This is a genomic window from Kineosporiaceae bacterium, assembly GCA_016713225.1.
GTDB lineage: Bacteria > Actinomycetota > Actinomycetes > Actinomycetales > Kineosporiaceae > JADJPO01.
This window is the reverse complement of record JADJPO010000004.1, coordinates 386,709-404,151: the sequence shown is the minus strand read 5'-3', so window position 1 is coordinate 404,151 and position 17,443 is coordinate 386,709. Positions and strand designations below refer to the sequence as shown.

At 73.4% G+C, this 17,443-nt stretch carries 14 protein-coding genes; 11 read left to right on the top strand and 3 right to left on the bottom strand.

The window, feature by feature from the left end; translation table 11 throughout:
- Positions 1-43: 43 nt before the first annotated feature.
- On the top strand, positions 44-352 hold the full coding sequence (locus IPK24_18315; GenBank protein MBK8077466.1) for a hypothetical protein: 309 nt from the start codon (positions 44-46) through the stop codon (positions 350-352).
- On the opposite strand, the gene cofE is transcribed toward IPK24_18315, so the two are convergent.
- The gene (gene cofE / locus IPK24_18310; GenBank protein ID MBK8077465.1) at positions 335-1,417 is read right to left on the bottom strand and encodes a coenzyme F420-0:L-glutamate ligase; all 1,083 of its coding nucleotides are present in this window, start codon (positions 1,415-1,417) and stop codon (positions 335-337) included. The genes IPK24_18315 and cofE overlap by 18 nt on opposite strands.
- Positions 1,414-2,427: a 2-phospho-L-lactate transferase gene (locus IPK24_18305; GenBank protein MBK8077464.1), complete on the bottom strand. Its 1,014-nt coding sequence runs from the start codon at positions 2,425-2,427 to the stop codon at positions 1,414-1,416. Before IPK24_18305 ends, cofE begins: the two co-directional genes overlap by 4 nt.
- Before the next feature lie 66 nt (positions 2,428-2,493).
- Between IPK24_18305 and IPK24_18300 the strand changes: the two genes are divergently transcribed.
- From IPK24_18300 to IPK24_18270, 7 genes are all read left to right on the top strand, one after another.
- The gene (locus IPK24_18300; GenBank protein ID MBK8077463.1) at positions 2,494-3,645 is read left to right on the top strand and encodes an ATP-binding protein; all 1,152 of its coding nucleotides are present in this window, start codon (positions 2,494-2,496) and stop codon (positions 3,643-3,645) included.
- Positions 3,646-3,680: 35 nt separating this feature from the next.
- Positions 3,681-4,316 carry a response regulator transcription factor gene (locus tag IPK24_18295; protein ID MBK8077462.1) on the top strand — a complete coding sequence of 212 codons (636 nt, stop codon included), beginning with the start codon at positions 3,681-3,683 and terminating at the stop codon, positions 4,314-4,316.
- 86 nt (positions 4,317-4,402) lie between these two features.
- Entirely contained in the window at positions 4,403-6,241 is a 1,839-nt protein-coding gene (locus IPK24_18290) for a hypothetical protein (GenBank protein MBK8077461.1), read from the top strand.
- A 98-nt stretch (positions 6,242-6,339) separates the two neighbouring features.
- The gene (locus IPK24_18285; GenBank protein MBK8077460.1) at positions 6,340-8,367 is read left to right on the top strand and encodes a DUF2339 domain-containing protein; all 2,028 of its coding nucleotides are present in this window, start codon (positions 6,340-6,342) and stop codon (positions 8,365-8,367) included.
- A gap of 419 nt (positions 8,368-8,786) precedes the next feature.
- Positions 8,787-9,038 (top strand): WhiB family transcriptional regulator, encoded by a 252-nt coding sequence (locus IPK24_18280; GenBank protein ID MBK8077459.1) that lies wholly within the window; start codon positions 8,787-8,789, stop codon positions 9,036-9,038.
- A 101-nt stretch (positions 9,039-9,139) separates the two neighbouring features.
- On the top strand, positions 9,140-12,478 hold the full coding sequence (locus IPK24_18275) for a glycosyltransferase family 2 protein (protein MBK8077458.1): 3,339 nt from the start codon (positions 9,140-9,142) through the stop codon (positions 12,476-12,478).
- Positions 12,479-12,583: 105 nt separating this feature from the next.
- Positions 12,584-14,203 carry a hypothetical protein gene (locus IPK24_18270; GenBank protein MBK8077457.1) on the top strand — a complete coding sequence of 540 codons (1,620 nt, stop codon included), beginning with the start codon at positions 12,584-12,586 and terminating at the stop codon, positions 14,201-14,203.
- Between the two features lie 16 nt (positions 14,204-14,219).
- Here IPK24_18270 and IPK24_18265 read toward each other — a convergent pair whose 3' ends face one another.
- Positions 14,220-14,582, bottom strand: a complete 363-nt coding sequence (locus tag IPK24_18265; GenBank protein ID MBK8077456.1) for a metallopeptidase family protein — start codon at positions 14,580-14,582, stop codon at positions 14,220-14,222.
- A 141-nt stretch (positions 14,583-14,723) separates the two neighbouring features.
- On the opposite strand from IPK24_18265, the gene IPK24_18260 reads away from it, so the two are divergent.
- The 3 genes from IPK24_18260 to IPK24_18250 all read left to right on the top strand — a co-directional run bounded on the left by IPK24_18260 (position 14,724) and on the right by IPK24_18250 (position 17,442).
- Positions 14,724-15,107 carry a DUF3499 domain-containing protein gene (locus tag IPK24_18260; protein ID MBK8077455.1) on the top strand — a complete coding sequence of 128 codons (384 nt, stop codon included), beginning with the start codon at positions 14,724-14,726 and terminating at the stop codon, positions 15,105-15,107.
- A 652-nt stretch (positions 15,108-15,759) separates the two neighbouring features.
- Entirely contained in the window at positions 15,760-17,220 is a 1,461-nt protein-coding gene (locus tag IPK24_18255) for a phosphomannomutase/phosphoglucomutase (GenBank protein MBK8077454.1), read from the top strand.
- Positions 17,221-17,223: 3 nt separating this feature from the next.
- Positions 17,224-17,442 (top strand): hypothetical protein, encoded by a 219-nt coding sequence (locus IPK24_18250; protein MBK8077453.1) that lies wholly within the window; start codon positions 17,224-17,226, stop codon positions 17,440-17,442.
- The last annotated feature ends 1 nt before the right edge of the window (position 17,443 follow it).

Below are 17,443 nucleotides of genomic sequence, written 5' to 3'. Positions count from 1 at the left end.
TCCGGGTCTCGACGCTGCCGGGGACACGGCTCAGGCTCGGGTCATGACTCGAGGCGCGAGGGCGGATCGTCTCATCGCCCGGGCAGACCGCTGGGATGTGCTCGATGGCTGGAGTGTGCCGACCGCGGTCGCTGCCGTCGTCCTGGGCACGGTGGGCCTCGCCGCGGGGTACGGCGGGGTGGGTCTGATCCGGGACGGCATGGGCATGCCCGCGGACTGGGCCGACCGGTTGCCGTTCGGTTCGTGGGTGATCGGGGGCGTTGCCCTGGTGGTGACGATCGCGGTGCTGGGACTGGTCGAGGTCCTCCTCGCCCGGTGGATGCCCCGCGCCGGATCAGGGTCGTCGCCCTGACGGGGTGAGGGCGATGCCGTCACCGCCGGCTTCGAGGGTGAGCAGGACGTCCTCGGCCCATGCGGCCACCAGGATCCGCTGGGCCAGGGCGCCGAGGGCGAACAGTGCCGGCCCGGGGGCGCCGGGCGGCAGGTTCAGCCGGACGGCGTCCGGCTCGATCGTGACCAGGGCGCCGGGGCAGCCGGGCGCCGGGGCGGCCCGAGCGATGGTGACGGCTCGCTGCAGCCGTTCGGTCAGGGTGCCCGCGCTCACCGGTTGCGGTGCGAGGCCGGCTGCCGTCACCAGCTCCGGGGTCAGGCCGAGTGCGGCCCGGGCCGCCTCCGCGTGGCCGTAGCGGAACCAGTCCTCGCTCGCCGGGCGCAGCAGCGAGGCGGCCCCCGGCCCGTCGTCCTCGGTCACCAGGTGCGCCAGGCCCCGGACGACGGCCACCGGGGCGCCGTCGGTCTTGCCCTTGACCAGGTCGGCGGCGGCGGCGATCTCGTCGGCCAGCGCACGCAACGTGACCTCCATCGCCCGCCCCTGGGTGTCGGGGTGGCCGGACAGGTCCTCGGCGGGGCACACGCCGGCGGCGCCGATCGCGGTGTCGGCCTGCCCGGTTCGCCACGGCCGGCCGAGGGTGTCGGTGAGCAGGACGCCGAGCCGGCGACCGGTCAGCGCGGTCAGCCTCGCCCGGAGCTGCCGGGCGGCGGCGTCCGGGTCGGCGGGCAGCAGCAGCACCCGAGCCGCGCCGTCCGGCCCGGGGGGCACGTTGGAGGCATCGACGCCGGCCGCCGCCAAGACCGGGCCCGACCGCGACTCGACGATCTGGGCCGTGCCGCGCGGCGTGGTTCTCGAGGCCACGACCCGAACCGTCTCGGCTGCCACGGCTGCCGTGTGCTGGTCGGTGGATTCACCTGGTGCGTAACGGTTCTCGGCCTTGGCAACCACCTTGCTCGACACGGCGAAAATGTCACCGTCGGTGAGCCGGACGCCGTCCCGGGAGGCGTTCGCGATCAGCTCCGCCAGATCGTCGCCAGGCCCGACCTCGGGCAGCCCGGTGAGGGCGACCAGCTCGACCCGGTTCACCGGGCAGCGGCGAGCCGGAGCGCCAGATCCAGTGCGGCGCCGGCGATCTCGGCTGCTGCCGGGATGTCGGTCATCAGCAACGGCCGTGCCTGCAGGGCCACTCCATCCGGCCAGGCCGTGGCGTCCACGTCCTCGTTGTCCCCGCTGTCCTCGCTGTCGTCGCCGTCGCGATCGTCGACCAGCCAGCCATCGAGGAAGTCCGCGTACAACCCGGCCACGGCGGCGGCCGTCGTGGGCACGCCGATCGCGGTCAGACAGGCATCGGCCATGCCGCGCACCGGGGCGCCGCCGACGATGGGCGAGACCCCGACCACCGGCGCCGTCGTGCGGCGCATCGCCTCACGGATGCCAGGGACGCCGAGGATGGTGCCGATCGAGACCACCGGGTTGCTCGGCGGCAGCAGGACGACGTCCGCGGACTCGATCGCCTCGACCACCCCAGGAGCCGGCTTGGCCTGCTCGATGCCCACCGCCAGGATCTGTTGCGCCGGGACGGCGGCGTGCAGTCTCACCCACCATTCCTGGAAGTGGATCGCCTCGCGCGCGCCGTCCCGCTCGATCACCACGTGGGTCTCGACCCGGTCGTCGCTCATCGGCAGCAACCGAACGCCCGGCTGCCAGCGCTCACAGAGGGCCGCTGTTGCGGCCGACAGGGTCATCCCCGCGCCGAGCATGCGGGTGCGCTGGATGTGGGTGGCGATGTCGCGATCGCCGAGGGTGAACCACTGGGGTTGGGCGCCGTAGGCCGCGAGTTCCGCCGCGACCCCGAAGGTCTCGCCCTCGCGTCCCCAGCCCTGCTCCTCGTGGATGCCGCCGCCGAGGGTGTACATCACGGTGTCCAGATCGGGGCAGACCCGCAGCCCGTGCAGGGTCACGTCGTCGGCCGTGTTGCCGATCACCGTGATCTCGGTCGCGGCGTCCGGCCCGGCCTCGCGCGTGGCGAGGTGGTGGATCAGGCCACGCAGGAACCGGGCACCTCCGATGCCTCCGGCCAGGGCAGTGATGTGCATGTCGCCCATCCTGTCATCCCGGTGGCGGCCTCCCCGGACGGCCCCGGCACCGGCCATCATGGGCACGTGAGCGATGCCGCTGCCCCCGCGAGTGATCCGGTGCTGCCGCTGTGGCGCGCCGCGCAGGCCTTTCGGCTGGCCGGGCTGGCGTACGCGATCGGGGTGGAGATCACCTCCTACCGCAGCTACCAGCACCCGGCGCTGAGCTGGCTGCTGATCGCGGTGCAGGTGATCTGGAGCGGGCTGGCGGTGACCGCGCTGACGTCGCCGGCCCTCGTCCGTCGTCGCCGTCCGGTCGTGGTGGCCGACATCGTGATCACGCTGGTGCTGGTGTTCAGCAGTTGGGTGGTGTCCCCGGCGGACTTCTGGCGCACCCATGAGTCGTTGCCGACCACGTTGTGGGCGACCAACGCCGTGATCTCGGCGGCATTGCTCTGGGGTCCGGTGGCGGGGGTGGCCGTGGCGCTGCCGGTCGCGCTGGCCTGTAACGCGGTCTCGGATGCTCTGTTTGCCTCGGTGTTCCGCGACGCCACCGTGCCGGTGCTGACCATCATGGGCCTGGTCATCGGCCTGCTCGCCGGCATCGTGGCGCGGGCGAACGAGCAATTGCGCCAGGCGATCGAGATCCGCGCGGCCACCGCCGAGCGCGAACGTCTGGCCCGCCAGGTGCACGACGGCGCGCTGCAGGTGCTCGCGTTGGTGAACCGGCGCGGTGGCTCGGTGGACCCCGACCTGGCCGAGCAGGCCGGTCTCGCCGAGCGCGCTCTGCGCCGGGTGCTCGCCGCCCAACCCGGAGCACCCGACCCGGCGCAGGGCGACGTGGCCGCTGCGATGGTTGCCCTCGAGGAGGCGGGAACGGCGGTCTCGGTCCCGCCGGACCCGGTGCCGTTGCCACCGGCACACCTCGCGGACCTGGTCGCTGCGGTGCGCGCAGCGCTGCACAACACCGCACAGCACGCCCCGGGCGCCGGCCGGTACATCCTCGTCGAGGACCTCGGCCACGAGGTGGTGGTGACCGTGCGCGACGACGGCCCGGGGATTCCGGAGGGCCGGTTGGCCCGCGCTGCGGGGGAGGGCCGGCTCGGCGTCGTCCAGTCGATTCGCGGCAGGATGGCCGCGATCGGGGGCAGCGCCGTGGTGCACACCGGGCCGGACGACGGCACCGAGTGGGAGCTGCGGGTGCCCCGAACCGCGGGCGCGGGGGAGGCTGACGAGTGAGTGAGACGGGCACCGGCCCGGCGGCGTGGCGCGTGATGGTCGTCGACGATCACCCCATGTGGCGCGACGCTGTGAGCCGCGACCTGGAGCAGGCCGGGTTCGAGGTCGTGGCCACCGCCGATGGCGTCGAGGCGGCAGCTCGGCGTGCTGCCGCGACCCTGCCGGACGTCGTCCTGATGGACATGCACCTGCCCGACGGCAGTGGCGCCCAGGCCACCGCCCGGGTGCTGGCGGCCTCGACGGCCTCGCGGGTGCTGGTGCTGTCGGCCTCCTCCGAGCGGGACGACGTGTTGGAGGCGGTCAAGGCCGGGGCCTGCGGATACCTGGTCAAGAGCGCCTCGGCAGCGGAGTTGATCGACGCCGTCCGGCGGACGGCGGCTGGGCAGGCAGTGTTCACCGCGGGGCTGGCCGGCCTGGTGCTGGGCGAGTACCGGCGGATGTCGGCCCATGCCCCGGCGGGGCAGGCGCCCCGGGCGGTGTTGACCGAGCGCGAGACCGAGGTACTGCGCCTGGTGGCCAAGGGCATGTCGGCCAAGCAGATCGCCGGCCGGCTCGGCCTGTCGCATCGAACCGTCGAGAACCATGTGCAATCGGCGCTGCGCAAACTGCACCTGGCCAACCGGGTCGAGCTGACGCGCTACGTCATCGAACAGGGCCTCGACCAGGGCTGATGCCCCGTAGCTCGGACGTCACGAAAAGGTGTGATGGGCTTCTGTGCCCTCTTGCTATCGTACATATGTACGATTATGATGTAGGTATGACCGCGCTGGAGGTTCCTGCTGCGGGTTCGCCGGAGCCGGGCGAACCCGGGGTGGTGGCCGAGCTGTGGCAGCGCATCGACCGGTTGCACGCCGACGTGGAGCGGCTGGTCGCCGAGCGTGAGGCGGCGTGGGATCGGGTCGAGGAACTGACCACGCGGTCTGCCCGGATGGCGGCGCAGGTCCCGCTCACCATGTCGGCCGATCGAGATGGCGACCCGGACGGCGGGGTGGGGGCCGGTACTCGGGGTGGCCTGGCTCAGGCCCTGACTCGGCAGGCCGGGCCTCGGCTGGCTGTTGCTGTCGCGGCGGCGGTCGGGGACCTGCCCGGGCTGAGCCGAACCACCCCGGCGCTGGATGCCGACACCGTCGATGCCGTGGTGGACGGCGGCTGTGTCGCGGATCTGCCTGACGCGGTGCTGGTCGACCTGGCGAGCGCCGGTCAGCGACTGGCGGCCTGGAGCCTGGTGGCCTCGACGCTGGCGGCGGGGGAATTGGCCGCCCGGTGGGAGAGATACCCACCCGAGGACGCCGAGCGCTCGCCGGGCACGGCAGGGTCGCGGGATCTGGGGTTTCGGGCAGCGGTCGCCGAGACCGCCACCGCCTGCCTGCTGACCGAACACACGGTCGCCGCTCGGATCGATGCGCTGCGGGCATTGCCGACGCGGTTGCCCCGGGTGTGGGGCCAGGTGACCACCGGGGTCGTCGACCTCGATCGGGCGCGGCTGATCCATGAGAAGACTCTCTCGCTGACCACCGACAGTCTCGCCGTTCTCGAACCGCAGCTCGTGGTGAAGGTGACCACCTTGACCATGCCTCAATTGCGGGTGTGGTTGGAGCGAGCCGTCGCGGCGGCTGATCCCGAGGGCTACTCCCGTCAGGCGCGCGAGGCCCACGACCATCGGGGGGTGTCGTTCCGGGCGGCAGGTCACGGCATGGGCCGGATGGCGGTGACCGGCTCTCTGGCCGATATCGAGACCGCCCGGATCGTGGTGACCGCCCTGGCTGCCCTGGCTCAGGATGACCCCGGCCACGAACGCTTGCCCGATGCCAAGCGCGCCGACACGGTTCTGGACCTGATCGCCGCAGCGCTCGATCCCCACGCTGCTCCGGACGACACTCCCGACACCGCCGACACCGACACCACCGACGTCACCGCTGACACCGACACCACCGACGTCACCGCTGACACCGACACCACCGACGTCACCGACACCGCCAGCCCCGGTGCCGGCGTCACACCGGCCTGCCTGAACCGGGCCGCCATCGAGCGGTACACCAGTGCCCGGGTCCACGTGACCGTCCCGTTGTCGGTGATCGTGGGTGCGGACGGCCTCGGCGAGGTCGGCAACGACGGCCCCCTGCCGGCCGAGCAGGTCCGAGAGCTGCTCGCGGCTCTGCAGCGGATGGGGGCCTCAGCGACCTGGCGGTGTCTGATCACCGATGACGACCCCACCTCACCCACCCACGGCACCGTGCTGGGCATCGGTCGTGCGCCCCTTGCGTTGGTCCGCACCGCGACCGGCTTGCTGCGCGAACTCGTCCAGGCGCGAGCCCGGTGTTGCTCCTTCCCGGGGTGTCGTCGACAGGCGAGCGGCTGTGAGGTCGACCACCGGATTCCCCACCGCGAGGGCGGGGTGACCTGTGAGTGCAACCTGCACCCGCTCTGCGCCCATCACCATCGCCTGCGTGAACGCGGCTTCGTGCCGCGCATCGTGATCCCCCGACCTCGGCAGGGTTCGGCAGCGGTCCGGGGCCGAGCCTCGCCGGTGATCACCCGGTGGACCACCCCCACCGGACGCACCATCACCACCGAAACCGAACACCCGCCCTTCTGAGTCGTGGCTGTTGGGCGAGCGTGCCGGGCGACAACCCCCAACTCTCGTGAGTAGGCCTACTCATCCGCCGGGTGGCCCTGCGGCGCAAGGTGATCGTCATGGACACCACCCCTCGCATCGACCCCCTCGTGCTCGGTCGGTTGGCCGAACACTGCGCCCTGCTCAGCCGCCAGCTCGATCTGGTGGCCGTCGATCTGCGGGGCATCGTCACGGCGCCTTCCGCGGCGCCCTCGCCCGTCGCCCCCTCGCCGTTCGCGGCTCCCGGTGCCTTCGCCTCCGGTCCCGTCGCTCCCCGTCCCGTCGCCCCCCGTCCCGTCGCCGCCAGCCCCGTCGCGCCTGCTGCCGTCGATCGCCCGGCGTCACCTCCGCCCCGACCGGCGGCGACGGCCGCGCCCGACGCGCCACTTCCGCCGCCCGCGCCGGGCACCCGGCTCCCGAGTCGCGCGGCGACCCCGCCCCCACTCCCGCCCCACCTCCCGCCCCCGCTCCCCGGCACCCCCGGCACCCCGGACGTCCATCGCACTCCCGCGCCACGACGCGGTGACTGGTTCGGCTGGGGACGTGAGGGCCTGATCAGCCGGCTGCTGGCCCTGGCCGGGGTGGGAGTGACCCTCATCGGCGTGGTGATGATGCTCGTGCTCGCCGCCCAGGCCGGTCTGCTGCAGCCCTGGGTTCGGGTGGCCGGCGGCGCCCTGCTCGCGGCCGCTCTGGTGGCCGCAGGATCCCGTGTGGCCGACCGGCCCGGCGGTCGGGTCGGCGGGGTGGCGCTCGCCGCCACAGGCTTGGCTGCGGCGTTCCTGGACGTGGTGGCGGTGACCACTCGCTATCACTGGGTTCCGACGTCCATCGGTCTGGTGCTCGCCGGGATCGTGACCGTCGGGGGCATGTGGTTGGCGTTGCGCTGGACGTCGCAGGCCCTGGCGGTGATCGTCGTGGTCGCCGCGGCCCTGACGGGGTCGATGGTCTCGGCTCTGCTGGACCTGCAGCTGGTGGGATTCCTGGTGCTGCTGCAGGCCGGTGGCGCCGCCACCGACCGGCTGCGGCGCTGGTCCGTGCTGACCGTGGTGCGCACCGTCCCGGTGGCATGCGCGCTCGTGACCCTCGCGCTGATCGAGGCGGACGGCGTCCCGCTGCGCTGGTCGGTGCTGGTCACCGCCGTCCTGGTGGCCGTGATCGGCCTGACCGCCGGAGTGCTGGCCGCTCGCACCGGGGCGCACCCGGTGGCCACCGCGGCCTCGGTGGGCCTGGCCGCGCTGCCAGTGCTCGTGACCGGCTTCCTCGACGGTCCGGCCCACGCCGGGGTGGTACCGCTCGCCGTGGCGGCAGCCTTCTGGCCGGTCTCCTACTGGCGCCGCGCCGCTGGTGCCCCGGTCGATGCCGTGATCACCACCGTCGGTGCGATCTCGTTGCTGCAGGCGGCGATCGCCGTCCCGACCGACGATGTGGTGCTCGATGCCGCCCCCGTCCTGATGATCGCCGTGGTGGGCGCGGCCATCTGTCTGCGCGCCGCCTCCCGGGTGATGCTGCTGGTGACGGCCGGTTTCGCCGTGATCGGTCTGGGGCAGGTGCTGAGCGTGCTGCCGCCGTCCGAGCTGGCCGACCGGAACTACGACCGGTCCGTTCTCGGCGTCGGGGCGGTGGTGGCCGGGGTGCTGCTGCTGGCCCTGGTCTGCCTGCTGGTGGCGACCGCGGCCCGGACCCGGGCGCTGCAGCTCGCCCCCGCCCCGGTGGCCGGGCTCGCCGTCCTGGTCGGTCTGTACGCGCTCACCATGATCTGTGTCGCCGCCCCGATCGCGGTGTGGGGCCGGGGCTTCCACGTGGGGCACTTCCTGGCCACCACGGCCTGGGTGGTCGCCGGCAGCGCGATCCTGCTGCTCGGTCTGAGTCGCCCCGCGGTGGTGCAGGCGTCGATGGCCTCGGGTCTGACGGTGCTCGCGGCCGCCACCGCCAAGTTGGTGTTCTTCGACCTGTCGGCCCTGAGCGGCTTCACCCGGGCGGCCACGTTCATGGTCGCCGGTGTGGTGCTGCTGGGCGCTGGTACCCGGTACGCCCGGGCCGTGGCCGAGGTCCTGGAGCGCACCCGATCGCGCCCCGGCCTCGTCGGTGAGGCTCCGGCGGCCGGGTGAGCCGTCGGTGACAGGGGGATCGCGGCGCCCGTGGCGAAGGTCACGGGCGCCGCGACGGTCCGGGGGGATCGTTGCTGATCAGCGGGGGTTGCCGGCTCTCGGTGGCACGAGCGACACGCCCGAACACGCCCGAACATGGCCGAGGCGTGAAGTCATCTCTTTGCCCGAGTACCACCAAGCGGCTTGACGTCATGGGTACGACACGCGTGTAATTCCCTCAGTGTCATCCGGCCGCGGCAACTGAACGTGTCCAGGTGCATTAGTTGAGTAACATGCGAATTCGGGCACATACACGGGATGCCAGCCGGTCAGCGGGAGGCCGGCTGGTACCCGAGGGTCGAGGAGGGCACCAGGTGCACGAGCCGATGGCGATCACTCTCCAGATCGCCTCCGAGCCGGCTCTGCCGTTCGGTCACGGGGTGGATCACAACGCGCAGGCAGCGTTCCCTCCGGAGCTGGAGTGGCAGGAACGGGCGCTGTGCGCCCAAACCGACCCCGAGGCGTTCTTCCCCGAGAAGGGGGGGTCCACGCGCGAAGCCAAGCGTGTCTGCCTGTCCTGCGAGGTCAGACCGGAGTGCCTCGAGTACGCGCTGGCCAACGATGAACGCTTCGGTATCTGGGGCGGCTTGTCCGAGCGTGAACGCCGCCGGGTCAAGAAGCGCGCGGTCTGATCGTCACGATGGCCATCGACACCGCGGCGGGAGCGGTGTCCGTCGGTCGGCGTTCGTCGCGGAGCGTGTGGGGTCAAGCACGCGTTGTAGCGATTCTGTCGGTGACCGGCTCGGCGGGACTCACGCGAGTTCTCGACGCCCTCGCCCAACAGACCCGGATGCCGGACGCCGTGGTGGCCGTTCTGGACGCCGCGCTGCCCGCGGTCGAGGCACGCGAGGCCGCCGAACTGCTCACCAGCCGATCGATCCCGATCGCCGAGACCCCGGCCGGGGATCGAGTCTCGCGCGGCGGCCTGCGTGATCAGGTGGCCGCGGCGTTGCGCTTCGACCGCCCGGAGGAGGCCGACGAGGCGACGTCCGAACCCTCTGCGAGCGGCCGGCCCGGGGGCGAACTCGACGGAGCCGCCGACGCCCGGGGGCAGTGGCTGTGGCTGGTGCGCTCGGATGCCGCCCCGGCTCCTCACGCCCTGCAGCGACTACTCGCCGCCGTCGAGACCGCGCCGTCCGTGGCGGTCGCCGGCTGCAAACAGGTCGAGTGGGACGACGACCAGCGGCTGCGCGACGTCGGCGTCACCACGTCCCGCTGGGGTGCGGTGATCACCGGACTCGACCGCGGTGAACTCGACCAGGGGCAACACGACCTGCGCAGTGACGTCCTGGCGGTGCGCACCGCGGGGATGCTGGTGCGACGTGACGTCTGGACCGACCTGGGTGGCCCGGACCGGGCGCTCGTCGGGGCCCGGGACGACCTGGAGTTCTGCCGTCGGGTTCACCTGCGCGGCCACCGCGTGGTCGTGGTGCCCGGCGCCGTGGTCGCCGCGGCGTCCACCGCCCCTCGCGCGAGCTACCGCGACGATCGACGCGACGCCCTGCTGCTGCGCCTGGCCTGGACCCGGTGGTGGCTGGTGCCGGTCGCCCTGGTCTGGACCCTGCTCGCCGGGCCGGCGCGGGCCGTCGTCCGGCTGGTGTTGAAGCAGCCCTCCGAGAGTCTCGACGAACTGATCACCACGTCCGAGGTGCTGACCCGGCCCGCCCGCTGGATCGGGGCTCGCCGCCGGATCCGTTCGGCACGAACCGTTCCCGCCGGGGCCGTGCGCACGCTGGGGGCGTCTGTCCGGCTGTTGGCCAGGCAGCGCCGCGACGAGATCACGTCGTGGATCCGGCCCTCGGCTCGCTGGCGCGACGCCCCGCCGGAGCCCGGGCCGTCACGGCTGCGTCGGGCGGTCCCGGGCCTGCTGGCGAGCCTGCCGGCCCTGGTCGCGGGGCTGGTCGCGGGCCGTCACCTGATCACCGGCGCGGGGGCCGTCACCGGGGTCCATCTGCGCCCGATGCCGGACGGGATCGCCGGGGTGTGGCGCGAGGCCGGCCCGACCTGGCGCCCGGTCGGTCTGGGTGCGAGCGCCATCGCGGATCCCGCCACATCGCTGTTCGCCGTGCTGGCCCTGCCGTTCGGCACTCCCGACCGTCTGGTGACGGTGCTGCTGGTGGCGGGCCCGGCCGTGGCTGCCGCGGTCGCCTACGCCGTGACGGCCTCGCTGACCCGCTCGCGCCCGACGCGCCTGATCACGGCGCTGATCTGGTCGGCCGCCCCACCGCTGTTGGCGGCCGTCGCCACCGGCCGCCCCACGGCCGTCCTGGTGCACCTGCTGCTGCCGGTGTTCGCCCTGGCCTGTTGGCGCACCCTGACCGCGGGCTCGCCCGCCGCAGCCGCTGCAGCCGGGGCCCTGATGACTGCCCTGATCGCTGCGGCGCCGGCCACGGCCGTCCCGCTGTCCGTGCTCGTCCTGGTCGCCGCGGGCACGGCGGCCGTGGTGTTCGGCGCCCGCCGCCTGCTGCCGGTGGTGCTCACCGTGCTGATCCCGGCCGTGGTGCTGCTGCCCTGGTGGGCGGCCGTGGCGCGGCGTCCCGGCCTGTTACTGGCCGGCGACGCGCCCTGGTCGGCGGCGCCGTCCTCGCCGTGGTGGCACCTGATGTTCCTGCCCGGATCGCCCAAGCAGCTGTTCAGCCTGGGTGGGCCGCTGGCCGAGCGCCTCGGCGGTGCGTACCTGTCGCAGGCTGTCGGACAGCCGCTGCCCCCGGTGGTCGGTGACCTACCCCTGATCGTCGTGGGCGCCGTGGCCGTGGCGATCGCGCTGGCCGTGCCGGTCATCGTGCTGGCCGCGGCTGCCCTGTTCCGGCGGGGTGGTGCCGGCCGGGTCGCGGTGTTCGGCTGGTTGATCGCGCTGACCGGTCTGGCGGCTGCCCTGGTGGGCGAACGGATCCTGGTGGCCGGGTCTCGGGTGTGGTCCGGGCCGGCGCTGTCGGTGGCCCTGCTCGGGGTCGCGATCGCCGTGGTCGCGGTGCTGCCCCAGGTGGGGCGCCGGATGCGCCGCACCGGCCCCTGGCGTCGCCGTCTGCTGAGCCCGGTGTTGGTACTCCTGGCGGTTCCGTCGCTGACGGCGTTGGCCGTGTTCGCCTCCGCCGATGCCCTCGCGGTGCACCGCAGCCGGACCGCCCTGCTCCCGGCCGTGGCGGCCGCCGAGGGCGATGGGCCGGGGGCGACCCGCGCCCTGGTGCTCGCCGTCGACGGCGAACGGATCCGATGGTCGCTGTCCCGCGGGAGCGTGCAGCGCTGGGGTGAGGACTCCGCCGACCGCCGGCTCGCCGGCTTCTCCGGTGCCGCGGCCCAGCGGGACGACGCGGTCGTCCTGCCGGTGATCTCGGGCCTGCTCTCCCCGGCAGGCCGCGACCAGCGCAGCGCCCTCGCCGGCCTCGGGGTGGGCAGCGTGGCCTTGCTCGAACCGCTCGACGAGACCGCCGAACGCGCCCTGGACGGCGCCCCGGGCCTGGTGCGCGTCAACGCCGGGGCCGGCCGCGCGATGTGGCGCGTCGACCCGGCGCCCACCGAGCGGGCCAGTGCCCGCACCTACCGGGTGCGCGTGATCGACCCCGACGGCGTGGTGCGCGCTGTCCTGCCCACGGCGAGGGACGGCGTCAGCGTCGAGGCCGACGTGCCCCAAGGTGCTGCCGGGCGGCGGGTGGTGCTCGCCGAGGCCGCCGATCCGGGGTGGCAGGCGCGCTACGACGGTGTTGCGCTGGTGGCCCAGACGGCGGGCACGAACGGCTGGGCACAGGCGTTCGTGCTGCCCGCCCACGCCGGTCGGCTCCAGCTGGGTCACGTCGGGCCGAGCCCTTGGACGGCGAGCCGCTGGGTCGACGGCGCCCGGTGGGTGACGGCGTTGCTCGCCCTGTTGCTGGCGCTGCCCCTGCCCAGGGTCCGCAGCCGGATCGCGCCGCCTCCCGCACCCCGCCCGACCCACCCGGTGGCTCGTGAGACCACGCAGGAGACCGAGATCCGTCCCGCGCCCAGGGTCTTCGACCTCGATCACCCCGAAGAGGGTGAGCTGCCCGACGTCCTGCCCGACGTCATGCCCGACGTCATGCCCGACGTTGCTTGCTGACCTCACCGAGGTGGCCGATGCCGTCGACGTGGCCGATGCCGACGTGGCCGACGCCGACGTGTCCGGTGACGCTTCGACCGAGGCCACGGCCGAGGGGTCGCCGGTATGAAGGCGGCGCGACTGCGTGGCGCGCTGGCTCTCGTGGTGACGGGTGCCGCCGCGGTGGGGCTGAGCCTGGCTGCTCAGGCCTACGGCACGCCGATGCCGACGGCTGTTCGCCCCGTCACGCTGTCGTTGTCGTCGGCCACCCCCACGCTGGTGTGCCCTGGCCCCGAGACCTTGCTCGCCCCCGCCGGTGGCAGCGTCGTCGCCCCCCAAGGCCCGGTGACGATCAGCGCGGTCGCGCTCACCGGTGCCGGCGGCTCGGCGAGTCTGGCCGGCGCGACCGTGGCGTCTGCGGCGTCTGCGCCGTCCGGGGGGTCCGGGGGATCGACGCCCCTGACCCTGGCCGGCGATCTGGCGCAGGCACGGCTGCCCCGGTCCGCTGCGGGTGCGGTGCGGCTCGACGCCCGGACCGCCGGGGCCGGACGCGCCGTGCCGGCCGCAGCGCTGCAGACCACACTGGCTGCCTCGGGCGATCTGCGGGGACTGTCCGCCGCGGGCTGCTCGGCGGCCACCAACCACGCCTGGTTGGTCGGCGGTGGCACCGGGCCCGGCGAGCGCACCCGGCTGGTGCTGATCAACCCGACGCCGAGTACTGCCCTGCTCGACGTGTTCGTGCACGGCCCACAGGGCATCGTGAAAGCCCCTGCCGGCGAAGGCGTCGTCGTGGCGGCCCACCACCAGACGGTGCTGTTCGTCGACGCCCTCGCCCCGGACGCCGGGCAGCTCGCGGTCGAGGTCCTGGTGCGCACCGGTCGGGTGGTCGCGACCCTGCACCATCAGCGACTGGCCGGCTTCACCCCTGGTGGGGTCGACGGAATCGTCCCCGCGGCCCCGGCCGCGCGCAGTCAGGTGATCCCCGGGCTCGATCTGGCCGCTCCGGGGCGCACCGCCGTCCGGGTCGTGGCACCCGGTGACGCCGAGGCCGTGGCGCGGGTCCACCTGATCGGCGCGGCCGGGCCGGTAACCGTTCCCGGCGCGGTGGTGACCGTTCCCGCGGGGGGTGTGCGCGACGTCCCGCTGCAGGTCTCGGCGGCGCTGCCGGCCGGGCACTACACCGCAGTGGTCGAGGCCGACGAGCCGGTGGTGGCCGGTGCTCTGCTCACCCGCACTCTGGCCGGTGGTGAGCTGGCGGGTACCGCGGCCGCTGTGGGCAAGACCGTGCCGCCGAGCGATCTGGCCTGGGCGGCCGCCACGTCACCGCTGCGCGGCACGGTGATCCTCGCGACGCCCCCGACGGGGGTGGGCTCCCGGTTGGTGCTCACCACCGCAGAGCGCTCGACGGCGGGCGCCGACGTCGCCGCCTCCTCCGCGAGCCCGGGGCAGGGCAGCGCCGCCGAGGTCGGGGTCAGCGAGGTGAGCGCGGCCGGTGTGGCCGGAGCGGAGCGCCTCGTCAGCATCGAGGCGGGGCGTCAGGTCGATGTGCCGATCAGCGCGACGGCCACCGCGGTGCTGCTGCGTTCGGTACCCAGCGCCGGTAGCGGGTCGATCCACGCGGCGATGGTGCTGACGGCGGCGGATGCTGCCGGTCCCATGATCTCGGTGGTTCCGGTGCGTCCCGGTCCGACGGCCCCGGTATCGCCCCCCGTCGTGGTGCACGACCCCGGCGTCGGCGTGAGCTGATCCGGTTCGGGCCCGGTCAACCGGTGCCGTAGCGCGGGTCGATCTCCTCCGGGCGCCGGCCCAACAGGTGGGCGACCTGCTCGACCACCACGTCGTGCACCAGGGCGGGCAACTCGGTACCGTCGCCCACCCGCGACTCCACCGGTCGCCGGTAGATCACCACCCGGTGCGGCAGATCGCCGTGAGCGGGGAAGGACCGTCCCAACGGCACCGCTCCGTGTTCCCAGGGAGCCGGGTCGGACGGCGGGACGTCCTCGACGGCGAACTCGATGCCGTCGACCTCGGCCGGCCAGGTCTGCTCCAACCGCTCGACCGCATCCAGCACGGTGGCGTCGAACCGGTCCGAGCGGCTCTTCCACGCGGGCACCGTGCGGGGGATCACCGGCCCTCTCGGACCCCGGCCGTGACGGTCGCGTCGACGGGCGGGAGTCCCGGGCCGGGGGGAGGGTGTGGACACCTGGCCAGGCTAACCGGCGCGCCGGGCTGTCGCGGGTTGCCACGGGCGGGTACTGTCCGGCGGGTGGGTGCTGTGCGGCAGTGTTCGCGGACGGCGTGCGGCCGGCCCGCCGTCGCCACCTTGACCTACGTCTATTCGGATTCCACGGCCGTGCTCGGCCCGTTGGCCAGTCATGCCGAACCTCACTGCTACGACCTGTGCGCTGCGCACGCCGAGCGGCTCACCGTTCCCCGGGGCTGGGAGGTGATGCGGCTGTCGACCGAACCGTTCGAGTCGCCCGCACCCTCACACGACGATCTGCTGGCCCTGGCCGACGCCGTCCGCGAGGCGGCCCGGGTGCGCCCCGATCCGGAACCGGCTGCCGGCCTGATGCGCGAGGCCGCCGCCTCCTCGGTGGAGGTCGGCCGTCGAGGTCATCTGCGGGTGCTGCGCGATCCCGGCCACTGAGGCCCACTCGTTCGGCGAGCGGAACCACCCGAGCGGCGCCGTCCGGAATGGACGGGTTCGCCGGGACACTCCCGGGGCTCAAGGTCATCCCTGATCGGGTCGAGTCACTGGGGGTCACCCGAACGGCGCCGTGGATGCGCCCGTGGATCCGAGGAGAACCTCCCGATGCCGGTTCGCGCCGCAGCGTCTCGTTCTGTCCGCACGACCCACCAACCGTCGAACCACTCTCGCCCGGTACGCCGGCGGGGTCGTGGCCGCGCCGAGGTCGTGCATCCCCCGCTGGGGTCGCTCACTCAGCGTGACAATCGAACGGCGATCAGCTGCCAGGCCTGTGGCTCGGGCCATGTGACCCGGCTCTCGATGAACCTCACCGACGGCACACCGGTGGACTTCACCTCCTGCCACCGCTGCGAACACAAGACCTGGGAGCACGGCGGAGCCGAACTGAGCGTGGACGGCGTGCTCGATCGCACCCGCAAGGTGTGATCGTGTGATCGTGTGGTCTGTTCATGATCCCCGGCCGGGTGTCGGTGCCGCTGGGTAGGGTCGAGGCGTGACTCCAGCACGTGATGACCTGACCACCGCACCCACCGCCCTCTCGCCGGCCATCGACCTTCGCGATGGCGATGCGGCGGTGCTCGAACTCTGCGACCTGGCTGATCCGGCCGAGGGAGCGTCACGTCGTGATCTGTCCGATGTGGTCAAGGCCTACGACGTCCGGGGTCTGGTCGGTGAGCAGATCGACGCCGAGGTGACCCGTGCCCTCGGGGTGGCGTTCGCCGAGGAGGTCGCCGACGATCGGACGGCCTCGGGTGCCACCCGGCGCGTGGTCATCGGCTACGACATGAGGCCCTCCTCGCCCGAGCTGGCGCAGGCCTTCGCCGAGGGAGCGGCCGCGACCGGGCTGGACGTCGTCCTGATCGGGCTGTGCAGTACCGACGGCCTCTACTACGCCAGTGGGGCGCTGGACGCCCCCGGGGCCATGTTCACCGCCTCCCACAACCCGGCCGCCTACAACGGCATCAAGCTGTGCCGCGCCGCCGCGCGCCCGATCGGGCAGGACACCGGCCTGGTGCGGATCCGGCAGCGCGCCGAGCAGTTGTTGTCCGGGGCGAGCGCGCCGGTCGCGCCGACCCCGGGAACGATCGTCACCGAGGACCGGCTCGCCGGGTACGCGGCCCACCTGCGTGCGTTGGTCGACCTGTCCGGCAGCCGGCCACTGCGAGTGGTCGTCGACGCCGGCAACGGCATGGGCGGTCTGACCACCCCGGCGGTGCTGGGCACCGCGGCAGGGCTGGCCGCGCTGCCGCTGGACGTCGTCCCGCTGTACTTCGAGCTCGACGGCACCTTCCCCAACCACGAGGCCAACCCGCTCGAGCCGGCCAACCTGCGCGATCTGCAGGCGGCCGTGGTCCGGGAGGGGGCCGACATCGGCCTGGCCTTCGACGGGGACGCCGACCGGTGCTTCGTGATCGACGAGCGCGGCGAGCCGGTCAGTCCCAGTGCGGTCACCGCGCTGGTCGCCCGGCGCGAGATCGCCAAGGAGCGGGCCGCGGGCCGGTCGGCCACCGTGATCCACAACCTGATCACCTCACGGGCCGTGCCCGAGGTGATCGCCGAGGCCGGCGGGACGGCGCTGCGCACCCGTGTGGGGCACTCGTTCATCAAGGCCGAGATGGCCGCTCACAGCGCGGTCTTCGGGGGCGAGCACTCGGCGCACTACTACTTCCGTGACTTCTGGTTCGCCGACACCGGCATGCTGGCCGCGATGCACGTGCTCGCAGCGCTGGGCGAGGCCTCCGATGCGGGTGCGGTGCCGTTGTCGCAGTTGACCGCCGAGTACGAGCGGTACGTCGCCAGCGGTGAGATCAACTCCCGGGTGGACGACGTGGCCGCGGCGACGGCCCGGGTCGAGGCGGCGTTCGTCGATCGTCCCGGGGTCCGCCTGGACCGGCTCGATGGGTTGAGTGTGATCCACGACGCCCAGGGCTGGTGGTTCAACCTGCGCCCGAGCAACACCGAGCCGTTGTTGCGGCTCAACGCCGAGGCTCCGACCGCCACCGAGATGGCAGCTTTGCGCGACGATGTGCTCAGCCTCGTCCGCAATGGGTGACCTATGGGTCAGGATGGGTTCGTGACTGTGACGACGATCGATGGCTGGCTGCGCGAGATCCTGCGCTGCCCGTCCTGTTCCGGTGTGCTGCGGGACGGTGAGGGGCCGGACGGTTCGGCTCCCGAACTGCACTGCACGGTCTGCCGGCTGGCCTATCCGGTGGCTGAGGGCGGCATCCCGGTGCTGCTCGTGGACGAGGCCCGCACCCGAGACCAGGGCTGAG

Coding starts and splice junctions, on each gene's coding strand:
- IPK24_18315 (MBK8077466.1), top strand. CDS start 44: ATGACTCGAGGCGCGAGGGCGGATCGTCTCATCGCCCGGGCAGACCGC.
- IPK24_18305 (MBK8077464.1), bottom strand. CDS start 2,427: ATGCACATCACTGCCCTGGCCGGAGGCATCGGAGGTGCCCGGTTCCTG.
- IPK24_18295 (MBK8077462.1), top strand. CDS start 3,681: ATGGTCGTCGACGATCACCCCATGTGGCGCGACGCTGTGAGCCGCGAC.
- IPK24_18290 (MBK8077461.1), top strand. CDS start 4,403: ATGACCGCGCTGGAGGTTCCTGCTGCGGGTTCGCCGGAGCCGGGCGAA.
- IPK24_18285 (MBK8077460.1), top strand. CDS start 6,340: ATGGACACCACCCCTCGCATCGACCCCCTCGTGCTCGGTCGGTTGGCC.
- IPK24_18270 (MBK8077457.1), top strand. CDS start 12,584: ATGAAGGCGGCGCGACTGCGTGGCGCGCTGGCTCTCGTGGTGACGGGT.
- IPK24_18250 (MBK8077453.1), top strand. CDS start 17,224: ATGGGTCAGGATGGGTTCGTGACTGTGACGACGATCGATGGCTGGCTG.